The 20,929-nt window shown below is 67.8% G+C and carries 15 protein-coding genes; 9 read left to right on the plus strand and 6 right to left on the minus strand.

What is annotated here, in order from left to right:
- Positions 1-92 precede the first annotated feature (92 nt).
- The 4 genes from ACIBVQ_RS29555 (at position 93) to ACIBVQ_RS29570 (ending at position 8,351) form a co-directional block, all read left to right on the plus strand.
- On the plus strand, positions 93-2,678 hold the full coding sequence (locus ACIBVQ_RS29555) for an N-6 DNA methylase (protein ID WP_399181444.1): 2,586 nt from the start codon (positions 93-95) through the stop codon (positions 2,676-2,678).
- A 46-nt stretch (positions 2,679-2,724) separates the two neighbouring features.
- Positions 2,725-3,882, plus strand: a complete 1,158-nt coding sequence (locus tag ACIBVQ_RS29560) for a restriction endonuclease subunit S (protein WP_399181446.1) — start codon at positions 2,725-2,727, stop codon at positions 3,880-3,882.
- A gap of 147 nt (positions 3,883-4,029) precedes the next feature.
- Positions 4,030-7,563 carry a type I restriction endonuclease subunit R gene (locus tag ACIBVQ_RS29565; protein ID WP_399181448.1) on the plus strand — a complete coding sequence of 1,178 codons (3,534 nt, stop codon included), beginning with the start codon at positions 4,030-4,032 and terminating at the stop codon, positions 7,561-7,563.
- A gap of 86 nt (positions 7,564-7,649) precedes the next feature.
- Entirely contained in the window at positions 7,650-8,351 is a 702-nt protein-coding gene (locus ACIBVQ_RS29570) for a M48 family metallopeptidase (RefSeq protein WP_399181519.1), read from the plus strand.
- A 492-nt stretch (positions 8,352-8,843) separates the two neighbouring features.
- Here the strand turns inward: ACIBVQ_RS29570 and ACIBVQ_RS29575 are convergent, their stop codons facing one another.
- The 4 genes from ACIBVQ_RS29575 to ACIBVQ_RS29590 all read right to left on the minus strand — a co-directional run bounded on the left by ACIBVQ_RS29575 (position 8,844) and on the right by ACIBVQ_RS29590 (position 12,358).
- Entirely contained in the window at positions 8,844-10,166 is a 1,323-nt protein-coding gene (locus ACIBVQ_RS29575; protein ID WP_399181450.1) for an IS630 family transposase, read from the minus strand.
- Between the two features lie 81 nt (positions 10,167-10,247).
- On the minus strand, positions 10,248-10,541 hold the full coding sequence (locus tag ACIBVQ_RS29580) for a type II toxin-antitoxin system VapC family toxin (protein WP_399181452.1): 294 nt from the start codon (positions 10,539-10,541) through the stop codon (positions 10,248-10,250).
- Between the two features lie 114 nt (positions 10,542-10,655).
- Positions 10,656-10,976, minus strand: coding sequence for a type II toxin-antitoxin system Phd/YefM family antitoxin (locus ACIBVQ_RS29585; RefSeq protein WP_399181454.1), 321 nt, complete (start codon positions 10,974-10,976; stop codon positions 10,656-10,658).
- Positions 10,977-11,539: 563 nt separating this feature from the next.
- A complete protein-coding gene (locus ACIBVQ_RS29590) occupies positions 11,540-12,358 on the minus strand; it encodes an SAM-dependent methyltransferase (protein ID WP_352013984.1) in 819 nt (272 codons plus the stop codon).
- Positions 12,359-12,760: 402 nt separating this feature from the next.
- Here ACIBVQ_RS29590 and ACIBVQ_RS29595 point away from each other — a divergent pair, with 402 nt between their 5' ends.
- The 5 genes from ACIBVQ_RS29595 to hutI all read left to right on the plus strand — a co-directional run bounded on the left by ACIBVQ_RS29595 (position 12,761) and on the right by hutI (position 19,382).
- The gene (locus ACIBVQ_RS29595) at positions 12,761-13,624 is read left to right on the plus strand and encodes a MurR/RpiR family transcriptional regulator (RefSeq protein ID WP_352013983.1); all 864 of its coding nucleotides are present in this window, start codon (positions 12,761-12,763) and stop codon (positions 13,622-13,624) included.
- A gap of 90 nt (positions 13,625-13,714) precedes the next feature.
- A complete protein-coding gene (gene hutU, locus ACIBVQ_RS29600) occupies positions 13,715-15,385 on the plus strand; it encodes a urocanate hydratase (protein ID WP_352013982.1) in 1,671 nt (556 codons plus the stop codon).
- A 47-nt stretch (positions 15,386-15,432) separates the two neighbouring features.
- Complete coding sequence (locus ACIBVQ_RS29605) at positions 15,433-16,590, plus strand: allantoate amidohydrolase (protein WP_399181521.1); 1,158 nt, start codon at positions 15,433-15,435, stop codon at positions 16,588-16,590.
- A gap of 131 nt (positions 16,591-16,721) precedes the next feature.
- Positions 16,722-17,990: a formimidoylglutamate deiminase gene (locus tag ACIBVQ_RS29610; RefSeq protein WP_399181457.1), complete on the plus strand. Its 1,269-nt coding sequence runs from the start codon at positions 16,722-16,724 to the stop codon at positions 17,988-17,990.
- A 231-nt stretch (positions 17,991-18,221) separates the two neighbouring features.
- Positions 18,222-19,382, plus strand: a complete 1,161-nt coding sequence (gene hutI, locus ACIBVQ_RS29615; RefSeq protein WP_399181460.1) for an imidazolonepropionase — start codon at positions 18,222-18,224, stop codon at positions 19,380-19,382.
- 75 nt (positions 19,383-19,457) lie between these two features.
- Here hutI and ACIBVQ_RS29620 read toward each other — a convergent pair whose 3' ends face one another.
- Both ACIBVQ_RS29620 and ACIBVQ_RS29625 read right to left on the minus strand, forming a co-directional pair.
- Positions 19,458-19,757, minus strand: a complete 300-nt coding sequence (locus tag ACIBVQ_RS29620; protein WP_362911261.1) for a putative quinol monooxygenase — start codon at positions 19,755-19,757, stop codon at positions 19,458-19,460.
- Between the two features lie 33 nt (positions 19,758-19,790).
- On the minus strand, positions 19,791-20,831 hold the full coding sequence (locus tag ACIBVQ_RS29625) for an aldo/keto reductase (protein ID WP_399181464.1): 1,041 nt from the start codon (positions 20,829-20,831) through the stop codon (positions 19,791-19,793).
- Positions 20,832-20,929: the final 98 nt, after the last annotated feature.

Below are 20,929 nucleotides of genomic sequence, written 5' to 3' on the forward strand. Positions count from 1 at the left end.
AGTCGATCCACCTGGCGAGGCAATCGTTTCCCCTTACATGCGCTGTCGCCGTAGGGTTCCTACGTCATATCGGGGTTGTAGGGAGTCGTACAGTGGCCAAACTCACGCTCGCTCAGCTGGAGCGGCATCTGTTCGCCGCCGCGGACATCCTCCGCGGTACCATGGACGCCTCCGAGTACAAGGACTACATCTTCGGCCTGCTCTTCCTGAAACGGGCAAACGACGAGTTCGAGGCCGCCCGCGAACGCATCCGGGAACATGCCGTCCGGGAACTCGATCTTCCCCGCGAGCTGCTGGACGGTTTTCTGGAACAGCCCGCGCCTTATGGCGAACGTGACGTGCTGTTCGTCCCGAAGAACGCCCGATGGAAGTGGATCTCCTCGGCCACCCACAACATCAACGAGGAACGGCTGCGTCCAGCCCTCCAGGCTATCGAAGGGCAGAACAGCAAGCTCAGGGGCCTCTTCGACCATCTCGACTTCAACCGCATCGGCGGCTCCGGCGCGGCATCGGCCACGGCTAAGCTCGCCGACCAGCGCCTCAAGTTGCTCATCATGCACTTCGGACGCATCCGCCTGCGGACCGACGACTTCGAGTTCCCCGACCTGATCGGTGCCGCGTACGAATACCTGATCAAGGAGTTTGCTGACTCGGCGGGCCGTAAGGGCGGCGAGTTCTACACCCCGCGTGACGTGGTCCGCATGATGGTCGAGCTGGTCCGCCCCCGGCAGGGCATGCGCGTCTACGACCCGTGCGTCGGCTCAGGAGGCATGCTCATCCACGCCAAGGAGTACGTGGAGGAGCACGGCGGGGACACCAAAGACATGTTCTTCGCCGGGCAGGACGCCAACAGTGGCTCGTGGATCATGTCAACGATGAACATGGTGCTGCACGGAGTGCGCCGCTTCGACCTGAAAACCGGTGACACCCTCACTGAACCAGCGCACGTGCCTAAGTCCGACACCGACCGGTATGACGCCGTCCTCAGCAACCCGCCGTTCTCCATGGACTACGTCCTCACCGCCCTCAGCTTCCCCGGCCAGCGGGCGAAGTATGGTAAGACGAGCGAGCGCGGCAAAGCCGACCTGATGTTCCTCCAGCACATGCTCTGGATGGCCAAGCGTGAGGGCTCCGGCGGCATGGTCGTCACCGTCATGCCGCACGGCGTGCTGTTCCGCGGGGGCGGTGAGCAGGAGATCCGCACGAAGCTCCTGGACGACGACGTGATCGAGGCGGTCATCGGCCTGGCCCCGAACCTCTTCTACGGCACCGGCATCCCGGCCTGCGTCCTGGTGCTGCGTCCGCCGGGAAAGAAGGATCCGGAGCACGCGGGCAAGATCCTGTTTGTCAATGCCGACCGTGAGTACCATGCGGAGCGGGCACAGAACGTGCTCCTCCCCGAACACGCCGAGAAAATCACCTCGACCTTCCACGCCTACGCTGAGGTCCCCGGTTTCTCGCGCATCGTCGACCGCGAGGAACTGCGGGAGAACGGTGACAATCTCAACATCCGCCGCTACGTGGACAACACGCCGCCGCCGGAGCCGCAGGATGTGCGCGCCCACCTGGTGGGTGGGGTGCCGCGCGCGGAAGTCGAGGGCAGGAAGGAACTGCTCGACGCGTACCGAATCACGCTGAGCGACCTTTTCGCCGAGCGCGAACCGGTGGACCCGGACTACGTGGACTTCCTTCCGAAGGAGCGGCGCCTGGACGCCGCCCGGCTGGTCGAGCTGGCCCGCCCGCGCGAGGAAGAACTGCGAGAAGCGTTCGCGAAGTGGTGGGAGGCGGAGACCCGGCGGTTGGAGGCGGTGGCCGCGACCCCGGAGCGTCTCGCCGATCTGTCCTCCTCGGAGCGTAAGGCGGCGCTGATGGCGGTCCGGGGCTCGCTTATCGAGTCGTTCGTGGAGCAACTAGGGCAGGAAGGCCCGCTGGACCGGTACGCGCTCGCCGGCGCGGTGGCGGGTTGGTGGTACGAGGCGAAGTACGACCTGCTCACTCTCTCGGAGAACGGCTTCGCGGGAGTCCTGGACGGGTGGGTGGAGAATGTCGAGACGATGCTCGCCCCCGAGCAAGACCCGAGGACGAGGAAGTTGCGCAACCGGGCGGCCGCCGAGCGGCGCCAAGCCTACGACCACAAGGTGGTCGCCGCCATCGCCCCGGACTTCCTGAAGGAGCTGGTCGACGCCGAGGCGCGCAAGGCGGAGCTGGACGCGCAGTGGAAGGAACTGAACGCCGAGCCGTCCGAGGACGAGACGGAGGCCGACAACGAAGCCTCGTCGCATGAGCAGAAAATCCTGAGCCCGGAGCAGGAAGCGGAGCTCGATCGGGTGAAGAAGGCACGGACGAAGGCCGCCGCCGTGGTCAAGCGCCTTGAGGCCGACTTCTGGTTCCCTTGGCCGAGCGATCCGCCCAAACTCGACGAGGAACCGCCACGCCTGTTCCGGGCACGGCGGGCGCTTGGCCCACAGGACGAGCGCAGGGTGGTGCTCGATCTGCTCCGGGACGACCTGACGGCCAAACTGGAAGGGCACGTCGTACGGCGCCGCCGGGAGCTGGCGGAGGCATGCCGTGTGTGGGAGGACAAGTACGCGGTGTCGCTGCGGGAGATCGAGGCGGAGCGGGAGAGGTCCGCAGCGGTCCTGGACGGTTTCCTGAAGGAGCTCGGTTATGCGGAGTGACAATGAGATCTGCTGGGTCCCCGTACGGAAGGTCGGGGATGTTCGCATGGGGAAACAACTTTCTCCTGCAAGCCAGGGAGCGACCGGGCAATTTCCGTACCTACGAGTCGCGAACGTACTTCGAGGACGGATCGACTATGCGGATGTTAAGACGATGGGGTTTAGCCTCAGAGAACGTGAAATATACGGGTTGAAGCCAGGCGATATTCTGCTAAACGAAGGGCAGAGCCTCGATCTCGTTGGTCGAAGTGCGATTTATGGTGGCGGCGAAGGCGAGTTCTGTTTTCAGAATACTCTCGTGCGTTTTCGGTCGGGCGATCATGTGCTTCCGGCATATGCGCAGGCGATCTTCGAACGCTGGTTGGATACGGGAGTATTTGCTGCCATTGCTAAGCAGACGACAAGTATCGCTCATCTTGGCGGCGAGCGATTTTCTGCACTGAAATTTCCTCTTCTGGCACTCGCTGGACAGCAGCGAATCATCGAAGTCGCTGATGCGCTGCTCAGACAGGAGAGGGTCATCATGGCGTTAATCGAGAAGTTGCAGGGTATAAGGTTGGGGGTCCTGCTAGATGCCATGGCGCGCATGGACTTGGGGAAACCTCCTGTCAACTGGATTCGGGTGCCCTTGAAGGAGGTTATCCCCAAGGTCGATTATGGAATATCCGAAGCCCTCGATCGAGACTCGAGAGGGGTGCCGGTACTGAGAATGAACAATATCAATGAAGGCAGGACGGAGCTCACGGACCTCCGCTACAGCCCGACGCCGGTACCGGAAAAACTTGAGCTCAGACATGGAGATGTCCTTTTCAATCGAACAAACAGCATTGATCATATAGGAAAGTCGTGCATGTGGCGCGAGGAGATCCCGAGAGCAACATTTGCTTCATACTTGGTGCGCATCAACCCCGACACTTCACGCCTGATTCCCGAGTATCTCGTTGAGTGGTTGATGCATCCGTCGATCCGTCAGAAAATCCGATCGATATCGACCGTCGCCGTCCAGCAGGTAAACGTCAACCCAACTCGATTGCGCGAGCTGGAAATCGATATGCCAGCCAATTTGGCTGAGCAGCGCAGGATCGTCGACCGTCTACTCGCTTGCGACGAGCAAGTGGAGAGTGCGCGGACGGAACTCGCCAAGCTGGGCAAGCTCAAGCAGGGAATCGTGGACGATCTGCTGAGCGGTCGCGTCAGCGTCTGAGCCTCTCGCATCGCCACCGTTTTCGCCGAGGCAGGGTTCCATGCCTCATCGAGGTGTCCTATTTCGGGAGAACCCTCACCCTTACGCCACTGCGGCGCGCAGAATGGATCACTGGAACGGCGGGCGAGAGCCGGAGGGTGTGGCGACGTGGCGGTGCAGGTGGAGCGGGACGAGGTCGAGCGGCCCATCATCGCTCAGCTTGAAGCAATGGGTTGGACACACCTTCCCGGCACGGAGGCCGGGACACTCGATGCCGACACTCCGCTCCTGGTCGAGAAGCTGAAGGGCGCCCTGCGCCGGATCAACCTCAAGGCGACCGGCCGCGGATCGTGGATGGACGACACCGACGTGGCGCGGTCCGTTGAGCAACTGTCCTCCGTCTCCCTCGGCCACGGCGTCGTGCAGGCCAACTTCGACGCGACCGACCTGCTTCTCAGCGGGTTCATCCTGACGGGCCCGTCCGCGGCGCATGGCGGCCCCTCCGCGACCGTGCAGTACATCGAGTGGCACGAGGACCGTGTCGAGCTCAACGACTTCACCGTGGTCGACCAGCTCCGGGTGCGAAACCGCTCGGGGGAGGTGTCGGTCCTCGATCTCGTCCTCTTCGTCAACGGCATCCCCCTTACCGCAGTCGAGTGCAAGAGTTCCGACCTCGCCGACCCTCTTTACCAGGCCGTACGTGATCTACGGTACTACTCGGGGAATCCACTCCCCGACGAGGAAGACGCTGGAAGCGGCTCGGAGCCCGGCGGAGTCCCGGAGCTTTTCCGCACCGTCCAGCTGCTGGTCGCGGCCACCGCGGAGACCGCGCACCTTGGCACGGTCACCTCCACACCCGATCACTTCCACCCGTGGCGGAGTGTGAAGCCGGAACGCCGGGAGACGCTCGAAGCAGAGACACCGGACAAAATCGGCCCGTTGAACGAGCGGCACAAACTGGTCGGGGTCGTGTTGCGCCCCGCCATCCTGCTTAATGTTGTAAGGCACTACGTTATCCCGTTCCCCGTCGAGAACGAATCCGGTGGGACCCGGACCATCAAGATCGTCACTCGACACCAGCAGTATCGGGCTGCGGAGGAGGCCGTGCGGAGGCTGCGGACCGGACGGGTCCGCAGCGGGCCGCGGGACGCCGACGAGCGCGGCGGAGTCATCTGGCACACACAGGGCTCTGGCAAGAGCCTCACCATGACCTTTCTGGTGCGCCGCATCCACCTGCACCACGAGCTCAGCGAGTTCATGGTCGTGGTCGTCACCGACCGTACTCAGCTCCAGGACCAGCTCTCCGGGACCCTGATGCTGAGCGAGTCCGACGTCCAGACCGCCAAGACCCGCGCCCAGCTGGAAGGGCTGCTCCGGGACGGCGGCAGGCGGGTCGTCTTCGCGATGATCCAGAAGTACGGAAGCGGACTCGCGTTCGCCGCGGAGGCCACCGAGGACGGGGACGACCGCGACCTGGCGAAGGAGTACGAGGTCGCCGAACAGGCCAGACGAGAGGGGAAGGCCGAGAAGATCCCCCCGGAGCCGAACTTCCCGGAGTGCAACACCTCTTCCGCGATCCTGGTCCTGGTCGACGAGGCACACCGCTCACACACCAGCGTGCTGCACGCCGCCCTGCGCAAGGCCGTCCCCAACGCGGCGAAGATCGGCTTCACCGGCACACCGATTATGACCGGGCGGACGGAGGACACCCGGAGGATCTTCAGCGGCGGCCCCGGCGGGGGCTTCCTCGATGAGTACCGGATGAGCGAGGCCGAGCGTGACGGCGTCGTCGTGCGCATCCGCTACGAGGGCCGTACCGGCGAGGGAAAGGTCTTCGACAAGGACGGTCTTGATAGAAACTTCGACGACCTGGTCCGCGAGCGCACGGACGGCGAACGCAGAGCCCTGCTGAAGCGCTGGCCCACCGAGCGTGACGTCGCCGAGTCGGTGCCGATGATCGAGGCCAAGGCCGAGGACATGCTGGAGCACTGGGTGAGCTGGGTGCTGCCAGAGGGGTTCAAGGCCCAGGTCGCGGTGGTTAGCAGGAAAGCGGCCGTCGAGTATCACCACGCCTTGCGGCGGGCGCGGGACGCCCTTCTGGCTGAGCTGGCCATGTTTGATCCGGAGTCGGTGAGCGGTCCGGTGGAAGAGATGGACGGCAGGACACGCTATCTCCACATGGCCTACCGGTACCGCGCGCTACTGCGTCGTGTTGACTTCGTACCGGTGATATCCCCAGGAGCGGAGCGCAAGTACCGCCAGTGGCTGCATTGGACCGACGCGGAACGGCAGAAGGCATACATCGACCGTTTCCACCAGCCGTTTCCCCAGTTGCCGCCGGACCAAGCCTGGACGGCCGCCCTCCCCTTCAACCCGCCGCCGCAAGAGACGTCGTACAGCAGCGCGGGCGCCAATCCCTGGTCCCAGAGTCAGGCGACCGGACGACCGGAAGCCGCGCCCGGAGCCGACCCGGTCCACCCCGACAGTCCCATCGCCTTCCTCCTCGTGAAGTCGATGCTGCTCACCGGCTTCGATGCCCCTCGTGAGCAGGTGCTCTACCTGGATCGGCCGATCCGCGACGCGGAGCTGCTCCAGGCCGTCGCGCGGGTCAACCGGCCGATGCCGGGCAAGCAGGTCGGCTATGTCGTCGACTACTACGGTGTTCTGGAGCACCTCGCCGACGCGCTCGGTGCTTACCGGCGGACCGATGTCGACGACACCATGCGCGATCTGTCCGAGGAGATCGGGAATCTCCACCCGGCGGCCGAAGCGGTCCGCGGCCTCCTGCGCCGTCGAGGGATCACTGACGAGGATCTCACTGGCTTCGCCGGACTACGGAAAGCGGCCCTGGCCTTTGAGGATGAGCAGGACCGCTTCGCCTTCGACGAAGTGCTGCACGCGTTCCTCAACGCGCTGGAACGTGTGCTGCCCCACGAACACGCCCTGGAGTACGTGCCCGACGCCCGACGTTGGGGGATGCTGCAGAAGCGTATTCGACGGCTCTACCGGGACGCGGAGGGCGGCACCTTCACCCTGCGCCGCTACGGACGGAAGGTCCGATCCATGATCGCTGCCCACCTGGAAGGTCCACAGATCGAACAGGTCATCCCGCCAGTCTCGCTCGCCTCGGACTCCTTCGACGACATGGTCAGGGACATCCCGGCGCGTGAAGCCGCGGCCGAGATGGGGCACGCGCTCCGCTTCCACCTGGAGGAACGGGTCAGACGAGAGGATCCGGAGAAGTACATCCGGCTCTCGCAGCGTCTGGAGGAAATCTTGAAAAATCTTCCCGAACGTTTCGAAGAGCAGGTCGAGGAGTTGGGGCCGCTCATCGAGCAGGCCCGTAGGGAGGACGAGGAGAGCCCCGCTCTGGCGGGGCTCAGCGTGCTGGAGCAGCGGTTGTACCGGCTCGTCGAGGGGAAGCTGGAGGGGAATCCAGGAATCGTTCGTGGGAAAACAGACCTACGGAAGCTAGTCGATATGGTGTGCGACACGGCCGCACGAGTCATGGGCAGTGTCGCCTATCAAGGTCAGAGCCAGGACCTCAGCGAGCTGTCGAACGCAGTTCACAGCCAGTTGCTCCGCGGAGGCCTCCGACCTGCGGGTGTGGACTGGGCTCCCTTGAGGGCTATCGCGGAGAGCCTCGCGGCGTATGCCAACGACAACCGTTCACAGTTCCTGCGGAGGGCTCAGGGAGAATAGGGCGGGTGAGCGTATCGGCCGAGAACCACACCCCGCAGGCGCTGAGGAACGATGGCCTCCTCACCATCGACGGATTGGCGCTGCGAGTGCGCATCAGCGCCCGACGCAGGCGCTTCGCGCTAACGGTGGAGGCGGACGCCGCTCTCACACTGCACGCTCCGCAAGGACACTCGGCATCGGACGCTGAGGATTTTGTACGTGCCCACCGGACCTGGTTAGTGAGCAGACGTGCGCTGCGGGAGCAGGCTCGACCGTTGAATCCAGCCAAACATCTCATAGAGGGGGAGGTCTTCCGTTATCTCGGCCGAACGTACCGGCTCGCCATCGTGGGGAACGAGTCAAGGAATGACAGGGTTCGGTTAGTAGCCGGACGTCTGACCATGAGTCACAAACTGGCCGAAGATACGGCACGTGGCCGGGTGGCGCTGGTCGATTGGTACTGCCGGACCGGTCATGCTTGGGTGATGGGACGACTTCAACCCTGGGCAGCCCGGATGTCCGTGCCGGAGCCAGCGGTGGATATACGTGACCTAGGCAGCCGCTGGGGAACGTACCGCTCAGTGGAAGAGGGGCGAGGACCAGGCCGAATGAGCCTCGGCTGGCCTCTCTTCCAGCTTCCGATGCACCTGGTTGACTATGTGATCGCCCACGAGCTCGCCCATGCGCGAATTCCCGGACATGATGCTTACTTTTGGCGACTGTTAGGGCAAGCACTGCCTGAATATAAGGAGCACCGCATGGAACTCGACGACCTTGGTCGACGCATGTGGATGGGGGAGATCATTTAGCACGGGTAGTCGGTGATCTTGCCGGAGAACAACCACCGTAATGCAGGACATGCATGAGATGATCTTGTAAGGGATACAGGCTGTGTGGGGCGCCCGTGCACCCCTCACTGGACGAGCCGGTCACTCGGCCCCGGCTTTCCTGACGCGGGTGCTCTACGCCGCCGCGGGTTTCCATTCCTCGGCCCGGTGGCCCTGTGGCCCAGGTCCTCTTGCCATCGGATGGTGGGGCGGGCCGCTGGCCGGAGTGCTGTGTACAGCAGCCGGATACAGCAACACCGCCTCACATGATCACACGTCTCCGGACGGCATCTGTCGCGTGACCAGGGCGAGGAGCCCTCTACGTTGTGACCGGCCCCCGTTTGCAAGCAGGAGGTCAGGAGTTCGAATCTCCTAGGCTCCGCCCAACGAAAAGCCCAGGCCGGGGATGGTTCCCCAGTCTGGGCTTCGGTCGTTCTACGGGCACTTCAAGGTCCGTATGGCACGCATCTAGTGTCATGCGCCTGAAATTCGTCGGCAATATTTAGCCAGGGATTCGAGGATCTCTTCAGCGCTCTTGGTCCACACGAACGGCTTGGGATCCTCGTTCCACTGATCCATCCAGGTGCGGATGTCCTTCTCCAGGCTCTGGACGCTCTTGTGGACTCCTCGCCGGATCAACTGCTCGGTCAGATGGCCGAACCACCGCTCGACCTGGTTGATCCACGAGGATCCGGTCGGGGTGAAATGCATGTGGAACCGAGGGTGCCGGGCCAGCCACGCCTTGATCGCCGGGGTCTTGTGCGTGCCGTAGTTGTCGCAGATCAGATGGACGTCCAGCTCGACAGGGACGCTCTTGTCGATGGTGATCAGGAACTTCTTGAACTCGGTGGCACGGTGCTGGCGGTGCAGTTCCCCGATGACGGTGCCGTCTTCGACATTGAACGCGGCGAACAGGCTGGTGATCCCGTTGCGCACATAGTCATGGGTGCGCCGCTCAGGCATGCCCGGCATCATCGGCAGCACCGGCTGGGAGCGATCCAGCGCCTGGATCTGCGACTTCTCATCCACACACAACACCACCGCCCGCTCTGGCGGATTGTGGTACAGCCCTACGACGTCGACGACCTTCTCCACGAACAACGGATCACTCGACAGCTTGAAGGTATCGGCCCGATGAGGCTTGAGCCCGAAATCCCGCCAGATCCGTCCGATCGTCGATCTACTCAGCCCGCTGCGCTCGGCCATCGAGGCCCGCGACCAGTGCGTGGCGCCCCTGGGCGTCTCCTCCAGCGTCGCCACCACCACCTGTTCGACCCGCTCCAGGGTGATCGACGGCGGTCGGCCCGGCCGCTGTTCGTCGATGAGCCCGTCCAGTCGCAGCTGAATGAACCGGGTCCGCCACTTCGACACCGTGTCGGGATGCACCCGCAGCTCAGCCGCGATCCGCTGGTTGTCCTTGCCGTCCGCGCACTCCAGTACGATCTTCGACCGCATCGCCAGGACCTGCGACGATGTGGCCCGCCGTGCCCATCGCTGCAGTGTGGCCCGTTCCTGGTCGGTCACAGACAACTCCGACTTCGGCCGTCCTGGACGCACCTGGTCGAGGAGCCCGTCGATCCCGTCATGGGCAAAGGCCGCCCGCCACTTGCGTACCGTAGCCAGCGCCGTTCCCAGGTCCCGTGCCACCTGCGCGTTACTGGCCCCTGGTTCGGCACACGCCAGCACGATCTTCGCCCGGATCGCCAGCCTCGACGGCTCCGCCGACATACCGATCAGCCGAGCACGCTCAGCCTCGCTCAGATGAATCTTCACCGCCGATGGACCCGGATGCGACATACAAATCAGCATAGGAACTTACGCGGCGAATTTCAGGCGCATGACACTAGCCGATCACCGGGAGTTTCGACTGCCTTGCGCTCATCCGCTGTCCCAGCGCGGCCGAGTGACCGGCATCGCGGAGAGCAGGTGGTCCAGGCCTTTGAAATCTTTGGGGTTGCAGGTGTAGAGGGGCAGCTGGTTTGCGATGGCCATGCAGGCGATCATCAGGTCCGCTGTCCGGGGGCGGGGTTTACGTCCTGAGGCGACGACGGCCGTCCACAGTTGGCCGTACTCACGGGCGGCGGCGTTGTCGAAGGGAAGTGGATCGAACTCTGCCTCGACGGTCTGCAGGATCTTCATCCGCTGGGCGAGCTCCTGCGGTCCGGTGGCCACCAGCACGCCGACTGAACAGCTCCGCGGTGGTGATGGCGCTGATCAGCATCTCGTTGGGGTCGATGCCGGCGCGCAGGATAAGGGTGTTGGTGCCGAGCAACCCCTGGGCGTGGGTCATTCCTCGTTCTCCGTGACCGCGCCTCTGCCGTAAGCGCGGTCGTAGGGGTCGTAAAACTCGTCGTTGACGTGGCGGTCCATGTCCTCGCGGTATTTCCGGTCGTCCAGCCATGGCGTGCCGCGAGACACGGCGGCGAACTCCGCTCGTGAGACGGCTCGGCGTCGGCGGCGGATGGGAACGAGGTCGCCGATGTGGTGGCCGTTACGGGTGACGGCGTACCGTTCCCCTCGTTCCAGCCCATCCATGATCTCGGCTGACCGGTTGCGCAGGTCACGCTGGGAGGTCTGATGGGAGGGGTCGGGCTGAGGAGTGTTCACTCTTCATCCCTATAGGAATGTGCTACCTGGTGCTACAAGATGGCACGGCTCGTCAAGCCGTCCGGGACCTTGGTCTCAGAACCGCCGGTGATGAGGAGAAGGTTGAGGTGGAAAGTAAGTCCGTGCTCACAGATCGGCAGGTCGAAGGACATCGCCGGGCCACTGAGGGCGATCAGCAGTGGACAGGCACGGTCACTCGCGGAGAGCCCGCCGCCCGGCTCAGAGCCCGCACGGCTCAAGATCAGGCCGATTTGCCAGCAGGATGTCAGGAGGTGCTCCCCGCACACGCGGGGATGGTCCGGGCTACCCCTACCGGTACACGGCCCGAGTGGAGTGCTCCCCGCGCACGCGGGGATGGTTTTCGGGGCGGGTGTGGCGGCGACGGTCGTGCGCGATGGCAGATCGAGGGGCGACCGTGATGTGTCGCTTGTTTGAGGTCGGCATCGCCGTGGTCCAGCGGAGCAAGGACAGGCTGGAGGCGATGTCGGTTGGAGTTGCCACGGCCTCAGGGTCGGGGCCGTTATACGGCCAGGCGTGAGGAGAGCCCTGTTGAGGGGGAGGCGCTATTCCTTGTGGCCGATGCCGCCGACTACCCAGATTGAGTCGGGGCGGTGGATCAGGTCGTCCTCTGGGCGCCATTCGGGGATGTAGACGACTCCGGGGTCCACCAGGGCGAGGCCGTCGAAGTAGCGTTCGATCTCGGCCTTGCTGCGCAGGCCCTTCCTGTGGGGGCCGGTGACGGCGCCCTCGTTCTGGTAGAAGGCGGCGAGCTTGGCGGTTGCCTCGGGGCGCAGGTCGCCGACCGGGTGGGAGATGGCCAGGTAGCTGCCCGGCGAGATGGTCTTGCGGAGGTAGTCGATGATCTGGTCGACCTGGGAGTCGTCCTGGATGTCCTGGAGCACGCCGAACAGCAGGATCGCGACCGGCTCCTCGGGGTTGATCATCTTGGTGAGGCCGGGGTCGGCGAGCAGCGCCTCGGGATCGCGGAGGTCGGCCTCGACGACCACGGTCAGCCGGTCGTCCTGCAGCAGGGCCTGGCCGTGGACCACGACCATGGGGTCGTTGTCGACGTAGACGACCCGGGCGTCCGGGGCCACCGCGTGGGCGATCTCGTGCACGTTGCCCTGGGTCGGCAGGCCGCAGCCGACGTCGATGAACTGCCGGATCCCGGCCTCCTGGGCGAGGAAGCGTACGGCCCGGCCGAGGAAGCGCCGCCCCTCACGCCAGAGCACGGGCAGTTCGGGGGTGATGGCCATCGCCGCTTTGGCCGCTTCCCGGTCGGCGGCGAAGTTGTCCTTGCCACCCAGGAAGTAGTCAGCGACCCGCCCCATGTTCGGGGTCGTGGTGTCGAGCCTGGGCCTCTCCGGCTTCGACGATGCCACCGTGTTCTCCGTCCAGCAGATCCATTTTCTGCGGAGGTTATCCGCTTTTCTTATGCCCCGGGGTCATATTCCGGCAACCGGTAGCCCCAGCCTGGCGGTTCATGGCACTTTTCGCGCGGGTCATGTCCGCTTCCGCGCATGATCATGCGTTGAGGGCCCGGGCCTGGCACGGAAGGCGGGCAAACGACGGTGACGGCTGTCACTGGTCTCCGGCGGACGGCCGACCGGGCGGTGACCGAATAGCCCTTTAGGGAGCCTCCACCGTTCTGCATGTAGCCATGCAGGAGGCATGATGAATGAATATATTCCATGCCCAAGTCTGAAGCCCGGCCCCACTCCAGACCCGGGTTCTGAGTCACGGCCGCGCTGGGCCCCGACCGACGCCCCCGACCGAGGAGAAGTATGAGTCACGACGACGCCGGACCCCGCATGCTGCGGCTGTTCGAGGGGCACCGGCTGACCCCCGCGCAGCGCAGGATCGCGCACTGCCTGGTGCAGCACGCCGGGGAGGCGGCCTTCCTGTCCAGCGTGGAGGTGGCCGAGCTGGCCGGGGTCAGTCAGCCGTCGGTGACCCGCTTCGCGATGGCCCTCGGGTTCGACGGCTACCCCGCGCTGCGCAGGCAGCTGCGTGAGCTGGGCTCCCCGGAGACGGTCGTCCAGGACGAGGCTGGGGAGGGTGCCGAGGAGGAGGCGCCGAACGAGTTGCAGCGGGCCGTACTGGCGGAGATCGCCCACCTGCGGCGGCTGGCCGGGACGCTGGCCGATCCCAAGCCGGTCGTCGCCGCCGCGCGGCTGCTGTCGGTCTCCCGGCCGCTGCCGGTCCTCGGGCTGCGGGCCGCCGCCGCGCAGGCCGCGGGGTTCTCCTACTTCGCGGCCAAGGTCCACCCGGACGTGCGGTTGCTCGACGAGGGCGGGTCCATGCTGGCCGACCGGATCGAGCGGGCCGCGGCGGCGGGGGCGACCGCGCTGTTGTGCTTCGCGCTGCCCCGCTATCCGGCGGAGCTGACCGAGGCGCTCACCGTCGCCAGGGACGCCGGGCTGAGCGTGGTGACGGTCGCCGACAGCGCCTTCGCGCCCGCCGCGGCGCTGTCGGACGTGGTGCTGGCCGCCGAGGTCGGCACGAGTCTGGTCTTCGACACGGCCTGCGGCCCCATGATGCTGGGCAGAGTCCTTCTTGAGGCGATGTGCGATGAGATCCCGGGGGCCGAGGGACGGCTTGAGGCGTTCGAGGTGTCAGCCGCGGCCAGGGAGATCTTCACGGACTAGCCTGTTGACTGAAACTATTCAAGCGGGATACAAGTGAATACATCTATTTGAACATGTCGGCTGACGGCCGACGTGCTGGAGGGCGGAAGCGTGGCTGAGCAGAACGGCCGAGGTCCGATCAGGGCTCCGCGTGGGACGGAGCTGAACACGCGCGGCTGGCAGCAGGAGGCCGCGCTACGGATGCTCATGAACAACCTCGACCCCGAGGTTGCCGAGCATCCCGACAAGCTCGTCGTGTACGGCGGCACCGGCAAGGCGGCGCGTGACTGGCGCTCCTACGACGCCATCACCCGCACCCTGAGCACGCTGAAGGGCGACGAGACCCTGCTCGTGCAGTCCGGCCGTCCCGTCGGGGTCATGACGACCCACGAGTGGGCGCCGCGTGTCCTGATCGCCAACTCCAACCTGGTCGGCGACTGGGCGACCTGGCCCGAGTTCCGGCGCCTCGAACAGCTCGGCCTGACCATGTACGGGCAGATGACCGCCGGATCGTGGATCTACATCGGCACCCAGGGCATCCTCCAGGGCACCTACGAGACCTTCAGCGCCGTCGCCGCCAAGCGGTTCGGCGGCTCCCTCGCCGGGACGATCACCCTCACCGCCGGACTCGGCGGCATGGGCGGCGCCCAGCCGCTGGCCGTCACGATGAACGGCGGCGTCGTCATCTGCATCGACTGCGACCCGCGCAGCATCGACCGGCGCATCGAGCACCGCTACCTCGACGTCAAGGCCGACAACCTCGACGAGGCCCTGCGCCTGGCCTACGAGGCGCGCGACGCCCGCAGGCCGCTGTCCATCGGCGTCGAGGCCAACGCCGCGCAGGCCGTACCGGAGCTGCTCGCCAGGGGCGCCGAGATCGACGTCGTCACCGACCAGACCTCCGCGCACGACCCGCTGGCCTACCTGCCGATCGGCGTCGCCTTCGAGGACATGGCCGACGAGGCCGCCAAGGACCCGGAGGGCTTCACCCAGCGCGCCCGCGAGTCCATGGCCAGGCACGTCGAGGCGATGGTCGGCTTCCAGGACGCCGGAGCCGAGGTCTTCGACTACGGCAACTCGATCCGCGGCGAGGCCAAGCTCGCGGGCTACGCGCGCGCCTTCGACTTCCCCGGCTTCGTGCCCGCCTACATCAGGCCGCTGTTCTGCGAGGGCAAGGGCCCCTTCCGCTGGGCCGCGCTGTCCGGCGACCCCGCCGACATCGCCAGGACCGACCGGGCCATCCTCGACCTGTTCCCCGAGAACGAGTCCCTGGCCCGCTGGATCAAGATGGCCGGGGAACGCGTCCACTTCCAGGGTCTGCCCGCGCGCATCTGCTGGCTCGGGTACGGCGAGCGCGACCGGGCCGGTGAGCGCTTCAACGACATGGTCGCCTCCGGCGAGCTGTCCGCCCCCGTCGCGATCGGCCGTGACCACCTCGACTGCGGCTCGGTGGCCTCGCCGTACCGGGAGACCGAGGCGATGCTCGACGGGTCGGACGCCATCGCGGACTGGCCGCTGCTCAACGCCATGGTGAACGTCGCCTCCGGCGCGTCGTGGGTCTCCATCCACCACGGCGGCGGCGTCGGCATCGGCCGTTCCATCCACGCGGGCCAGGTCACCGTCGCCGACGGTACGGCCCTGGCCGGGGAGAAGATCCGCCGGGTGCTGACCAACGACCCCGGCATGGGCGTCATCAGGCACGTGGACGCCGGATACGACCGGGCCAACGAGGTCGCCGAGGAGCGCGACGTGCGCGTCCCGATGCGCGAGGGCGACGCGTGAGCGACGCATACGAGAAGGCGGGCGCGGCGGGGGAGGGCTTCCGCCGGATGTGGCGGGAGCTGCTGCCCGTCGGCCGGCACGCGGGCAGCGGCGGCTACCGGCGCCACGCCTGGACCTCCGCCGACGCCGAGTGCCGCGCCTGGTTCGCCGAGCAGGCCGAGGCCAGGGGCCTGGGCTACGAGATCGACCGCAACGGCAACCAGTGGGCCTGGCTGGGCGACCCGGCCGCCGGGGACGCCGTCGTCGTCGGCTCGCACCTGGACTCGGTGCCGGACGGCGGCGCCTACGACGGCCCGCTCGGCGTCGTGTCCTCCTTCGCCGCCCTCGACGCGCTGCGCGAGCGGGGCGTCACCCCGTCAAGGCCGCTGGCCGTCGTGAACTTCGGCGACGAGGAGGGCGCCAGGTTCGGCGTCGCCTGCGTCGGGTCCCGGCTGATGGCCGGTGTCCTGGACCCCGGCCACGCCAGGGATCTGCGTGACGGCGACGGCGTACGGCTGGCCGACGCGATGGAGCGCGCGGGCCGGGACCCGGAGGCGATCGGCCGCGACGACGAGCGGCTGTCGCGGATCGGGGCGTTCGTCGAACTCCACGTCGAACAGGGCAGGTACCTCGCGGACACCCCGCACGCCGTCGGCGTCGCCTCCGCCATCTGGCCGCACGGCCGCTGGCGGTTCGACTTCCCCGGCGAGGCCAACCACGCCGGGACCACCCGGCTCGTCGACCGTCACGACCCCATGCTCGCCTACGCGGCGGCCGTGCTTTCGGCCAGGGAGCTGGCGCGGGAGGCCGGGGCGCTGGCGACCTTCGGCAAGGTGCGCGTCGAACCCAACGGGACCAACGCCATCGCCTCCCTGGTGACGGCCTGGCTCGACTCGCGGGCCGCCGACTCGGCGACGCTGGACGCGCTGGTCAAGGCCATCACCGAGGCCGCCGAGGGGGCCGAGGTCACCCGGGAGTCCTACACGCCGGTCGTCGACTTCGACGTCCCGCTGCGGGACCGGCTGGCCCGGGTCCTGGGCGGGGTCCCGGTGCTGCCGACCGGCGCCGGGCACGACGCGGGCATCCTCGCCTCCGCCGTACCGACCGCGATGCTCTTCGTGCGCAACCCGACCGGGGTCTCGCACTCCCCGCACGAGCACGCCGAGGAGACCGACTGTCTGGCCGGGGTGAGCGCCCTGACCGACGTTCTTCAGGACCTGCTGTGAACGGCAGGTTCTGGGCACGACACGCCTGGACGGGAGGGGCACAGGCAGGAGCCCCCGGTCCCGGAACCCCTGGGGCTGGGGTATCCGGGTCCGGGGGTTCCGACCCCCTTGAGTCCGGGCTGCTCATCGAGGTGACCGACGGCCGGATCACGGCGCTGCGGCCGGGCGGCGAGCCCGGCGACGCCGTGGTCCTCGACGGGCTGGTGCTGCCCGGACTGGCCAACGCCCACTCGCACGCCTTCCACCGGGCGCTGCGCGGCGAGACCCAGGTCGGCGGCGGCACCTTCTGGACCTGGCGGGAGACGATGTACCGCGCCGCCGCGGCCCTCGACCCCGACACCTACCTCGACCTCGCCACGGCCGTCTACGCCGAGATGGCCCTGGCCGGGATCACCTGCGTCGGGGAGTTCCACTACCTGCACCACGCGCCGGGCGGCACGCCGTACGCCGACCCGAACGTCATGGGTGAGGCGCTGGTCGAGGCGGCGGCACGGGCGGGCATCCGGATCACGCTGCTCGACACCTGTTACCTGTCGTCCGGGTTCGGGGCGCCGCCCGACGCGACGCAGGCCCGCTTCAGCGACGGTACGGCCCACGCCTGGGCGGAACGCGCCGAGGCGTTGGCCGTCGCGCTGGACAAGCACCCGCACGCCGTCGCGGGCGCCGCCGTGCACTCCGTGCGGGCCGTCCCCGCCGACCAGCTCGCCGTCGTCGCGGCCTGGGCCGAGGGCAGGCTGGCGCCGATCCACGCGCACCTGTCCGAGCAGCCCGCCGAGAACGAGGGCTGCGTCGAGGCGTACGGCGTCACGCCGACCAGGCTGCTGGCCGACCACGGCGTGCTCGGTCCCCGGGCGACGGCCGTACACGCCACCCACCTGACCGGCGATGACGTCGCCCTGCTCGGCGGCAGCGCCACGACCGTCTGCATGTGCCCGACGACCGAACGGGACCTCGCCGACGGCATCGGACCGGCCAAGGACCTCCAGCTCGCCGGGTCGCGGCTCACCCTGGGCAGCGACAGCCACGCCGTCATCGACCTGTTCGAGGAGGCACGCGGCATGGAGCTGGACGAACGGCTGCGCACCCGCCGCAGGGGGCACTGGAGCGCCGACGAACTGCTGCGCGCCGCCACCGGCGACGGACACGCCTCACTCGGCTGGCCGGAGGCGGGCCGCATCGAGGTCGGCGCCGTCGCCGACCTGGTGACGGTCTCCCTCGACTCGGTCCGCACGGCCACCCCACGGCCCCGCCCGGAGACCGCCGTCTTCGCCGCGACGGCCGCCGACGTGCGGGACGTCGTGGTCGGCGGCAGGCTGGTCGTACGTCACGGCGCCCACCGGCTCGTCCCCGACGTCCCCGCCGCCCTGCGCCGGGCCGTCGGCCGCCTCTGGGCGTCGTGACGTCATGGTCTCCCCGTCGCACCGGAGACATGAGCCGAGGTGCGCCGTGGTCTCCTCGCCGCGTCGGAGCCGTGTCACCCGGCACGACGGCGGCATCATGAACGCAGGGGCCGGTCCCTGGCCCGTCCCACACCATGCCGTGGTGAGCGCCGGGACCGGTCCCTGTACCCATTCACGCCGTGCCGTGGTGAGTCCCTGTTCCGCCTGTCTTTCCGCACGTCCGGAGGTACCGTGAGCCTGCTCGTCACCGGTCTGTCCCGTCTCGTCACCAACGATCCTTCGCTGGGGCAGGGGCCGCTCGGCGTGGTCGAGGACGCCGCCGTCGTCCTCGACGGGCCCACGGTCGCGTGGGTGGGCCCCGCCTCCTCGGCTCCGGCGGCCGACGAGGTCCACGACGCCGGGGGCAGGGCCGCGATCCCCGGCTTCGTCGACTCCCACGCCCACCTGGTCTTCGCCGGGGACCGCACGGCCGAGTTCGACGCCCGCATGTCGGGCACGCCGTACACGGCCGGGGGGATCCGCACGACGGTCGCGGCGACCAGGGCGGCGAGCGACGTCGAACTGTCGGCCAACGTCGCCAGGCTGGTCGCCGAGGCGCTGCGCCAGGGGACCACGGTCATCGAGTGCAAGTCCGGCTACGGGCTCACCGTCGAGGACGAGGCCCGTTCGCTGCGGATCGCGGGTGAGCACACCGACGAGGTGACCTATCTCGGCGCCCACGTGGTCCCGGCCGACACCGACGCCGACGCCTACGTGGACCTCGTCACCGGGCCGATGCTCGACCGGTGCGCGCCGTACGCCCGCTGGGTCGACGTCTTCTGCGAGCGCGGCGCCTTCGACGGCGACCAGGCGCGGGCGATCCTCGAAGCGGGCGCCAAGCGCGGGCTCACCCCCCGGGTCCACGCCAACCAGCTCGGTCACGGCCCCGGCGTACGGCTCGCCGTCGAGCTCGGCGCCGCCTCCGCCGACCACTGCACTCACCTCGACGACGCCGACGTCGACGCCCTGGCCTCGGGGAACACGGTCGCCACGCTGCTGCCCGGCGCCGAGTTCTCCACCAGGGCCGCCTACCCGGACGCCCGGCGCCTGCTGGAGGCGGGGGCGACGGTCGCGCTGTCCACCGACTGCAACCCGGGGTCGAGTTTCACCACGAGCATGCCGTTCTGCGTGGCCGTCGCGGTGCGGGAGATGGGGATGACCCCGGACGAGGCCGTGTGGGCGGCGACGATGGGCGGGGCGCGGGCGCTGCGCCGTACGGACGTGGGCCACCTCGGCCCCGGCGCCCGCGCGGACCTCGTCCTGCTCGACGCCCCCTCCCACGTTCACCTGGCCTACCGCCCCGGCGTCCCCCTCGTCTCGGCGGTCTGGCACCGGGGCGAACGCGCCGTCTGACCCTCGGATGAGCGAATGCGGGAAACCATCCCGCACTGTGCGCGAAACTATCCCGCATTCGCGCACGGTTCTCGGTCACCCGTCGAACTTCGTGGGGGTGAAGGTGCCGACGGTCATCGGGGCGGCGAGGATCAGGTCGAGGACCTGCCGCACGTGCTGGAAGTGCGGGGTGGCGAAGTGCTCGGTCAGGGCCTCGGGGCCGGTCCACTCCTCGACGACGACCATCCGGGCGGGCTCGTTGGGGTCGACGTACGGCCGGTAGGCCAGGCAGCCGGGTTCGTCCAGGGACGGTTCGATCATCGCTTCGAGGGCGGTACGGAGCCGGTCCTCCTGGCCGGGCCTGGCCAGGAGTTCGGCGATGACGGTCAGGGACATGTCAGCACTCCTCCTTGGTTCTCGGAAAGGGCTTCACGGCCGGGCCGGGCCGACGCCCGCGCCCGAGGTGGTGATCGCGACGGCGATCTCCTCAAGGTCGGCCGGGGTGAGGCGCACCGCGTCCGCCGCGATCCACCCGTCGACCTGCGCGGCCGTACGGGCTCCGACGATGGCGCCGGTGATGCCCGGCCAGGCCAGCGTCCAGGCGATGGCCACCTCGGCGACCGTCACGCCGTGCCGCGCGGCGACGGGACGCAGGGCGTCGGCGAGCCGGAGGTTGGCGGGCAGGCCCGTGGTGAAGTCGCGGCTGGCGCGACGCCAGTCGTCGGCGGGCAGGGAGGCGACGCGTCCGGCGGAGAAGGTGCCGGTGAGCAGCCCCGACTGGAGCGGGGAGTAGACGATCACGCCGGTGCCGTGGGCGTTGGCCCAGGCGACCTCCGCCGCCGCCGAACGGTTGATCGCCGAGAACGGCGGCTGGACGACGTCGACGTGGGCGATCTCCTCGGCCGCCTGGAGCTGTTCGGGGGAGTGGTTGGACAGGCCGATCGCCCGGACCTTGCCCTCGGCCTTGAGGTCGGCCATGACCTGCCAGTACTCCTGAAGCGGTGTGGCGTTCGGCGAGACGGCGCCACTACCGTCACCGGCGAACTCCAGCGACTCGCCGGTGTCCGGCCAGTGCACCTGGTACAGGTCGATGTGCTCGACCCCGAGCCGCCTGAGTGAGTCCTCGACCTCGCGGCGCACACTGGCGGGCTTCATGATCCGGCGCGGCGCGGCCAGCGGGTTGTCCGGGTCCCAGACCAGGCCGACCTTGGTGAACAGGTAGGGCCGGTCGGCCTCGGGCAGGCCCGCAACGGCCCTGCCGACCAGCTCCTCGGAGTGGCCGAGGCCGTAAACGGCGGCGGTGTCGATCCAGTTGACGCCGGAGGTGACCGCGCGCCGGATGGCGGCGATCGACTCGGCGTCGTCGGTGGCGCCCCAGCCGAAGTGCCAGCCGGGGCCGGAGACGGCCCAGGAGCCGAAGCCGAGACGGCTGACGTTCATGCCGGTGCTGCCAAGGGGAACGGTGGTCATGTCGGTGCCTTTCGGGGTTACCGGGTTGATGTCCACCACTTTCCTGGTCTTTCCACGGCTTACCCAGTGGCGGCCCGTGCCTGGGCACGGCGTGACCA

The organism is Streptosporangium sp. NPDC049376 (assembly GCF_044466505.1).
GTDB lineage: Bacteria > Actinomycetota > Actinomycetes > Streptosporangiales > Streptosporangiaceae > Streptosporangium.

What these genes read in the sequence shown, in the direction of transcription:
- ACIBVQ_RS29595 (WP_352013983.1), top strand. Translation starts at nt 12,761, where the DNA reads ATGAGTCACGACGACGCCGGACCCCGCATGCTGCGGCTGTTCGAGGGG.
- ACIBVQ_RS29620 (WP_362911261.1), bottom strand. Translation starts at nt 19,757, where the DNA reads ATGTCCCTGACCGTCATCGCCGAACTCCTGGCCAGGCCCGGCCAGGAG.
- ACIBVQ_RS29560 (WP_399181446.1), top strand. Translation starts at nt 2,725, where the DNA reads ATGGGGAAACAACTTTCTCCTGCAAGCCAGGGAGCGACCGGGCAATTT.
- ACIBVQ_RS29605 (WP_399181521.1), top strand. Translation starts at nt 15,433, where the DNA reads ATGTGGCGGGAGCTGCTGCCCGTCGGCCGGCACGCGGGCAGCGGCGGC.
- ACIBVQ_RS29625 (WP_399181464.1), bottom strand. Translation starts at nt 20,831, where the DNA reads ATGACCACCGTTCCCCTTGGCAGCACCGGCATGAACGTCAGCCGTCTC.
- ACIBVQ_RS29575 (WP_399181450.1), bottom strand. Translation starts at nt 10,166, where the DNA reads ATGTCGCATCCGGGTCCATCGGCGGTGAAGATTCATCTGAGCGAGGCT.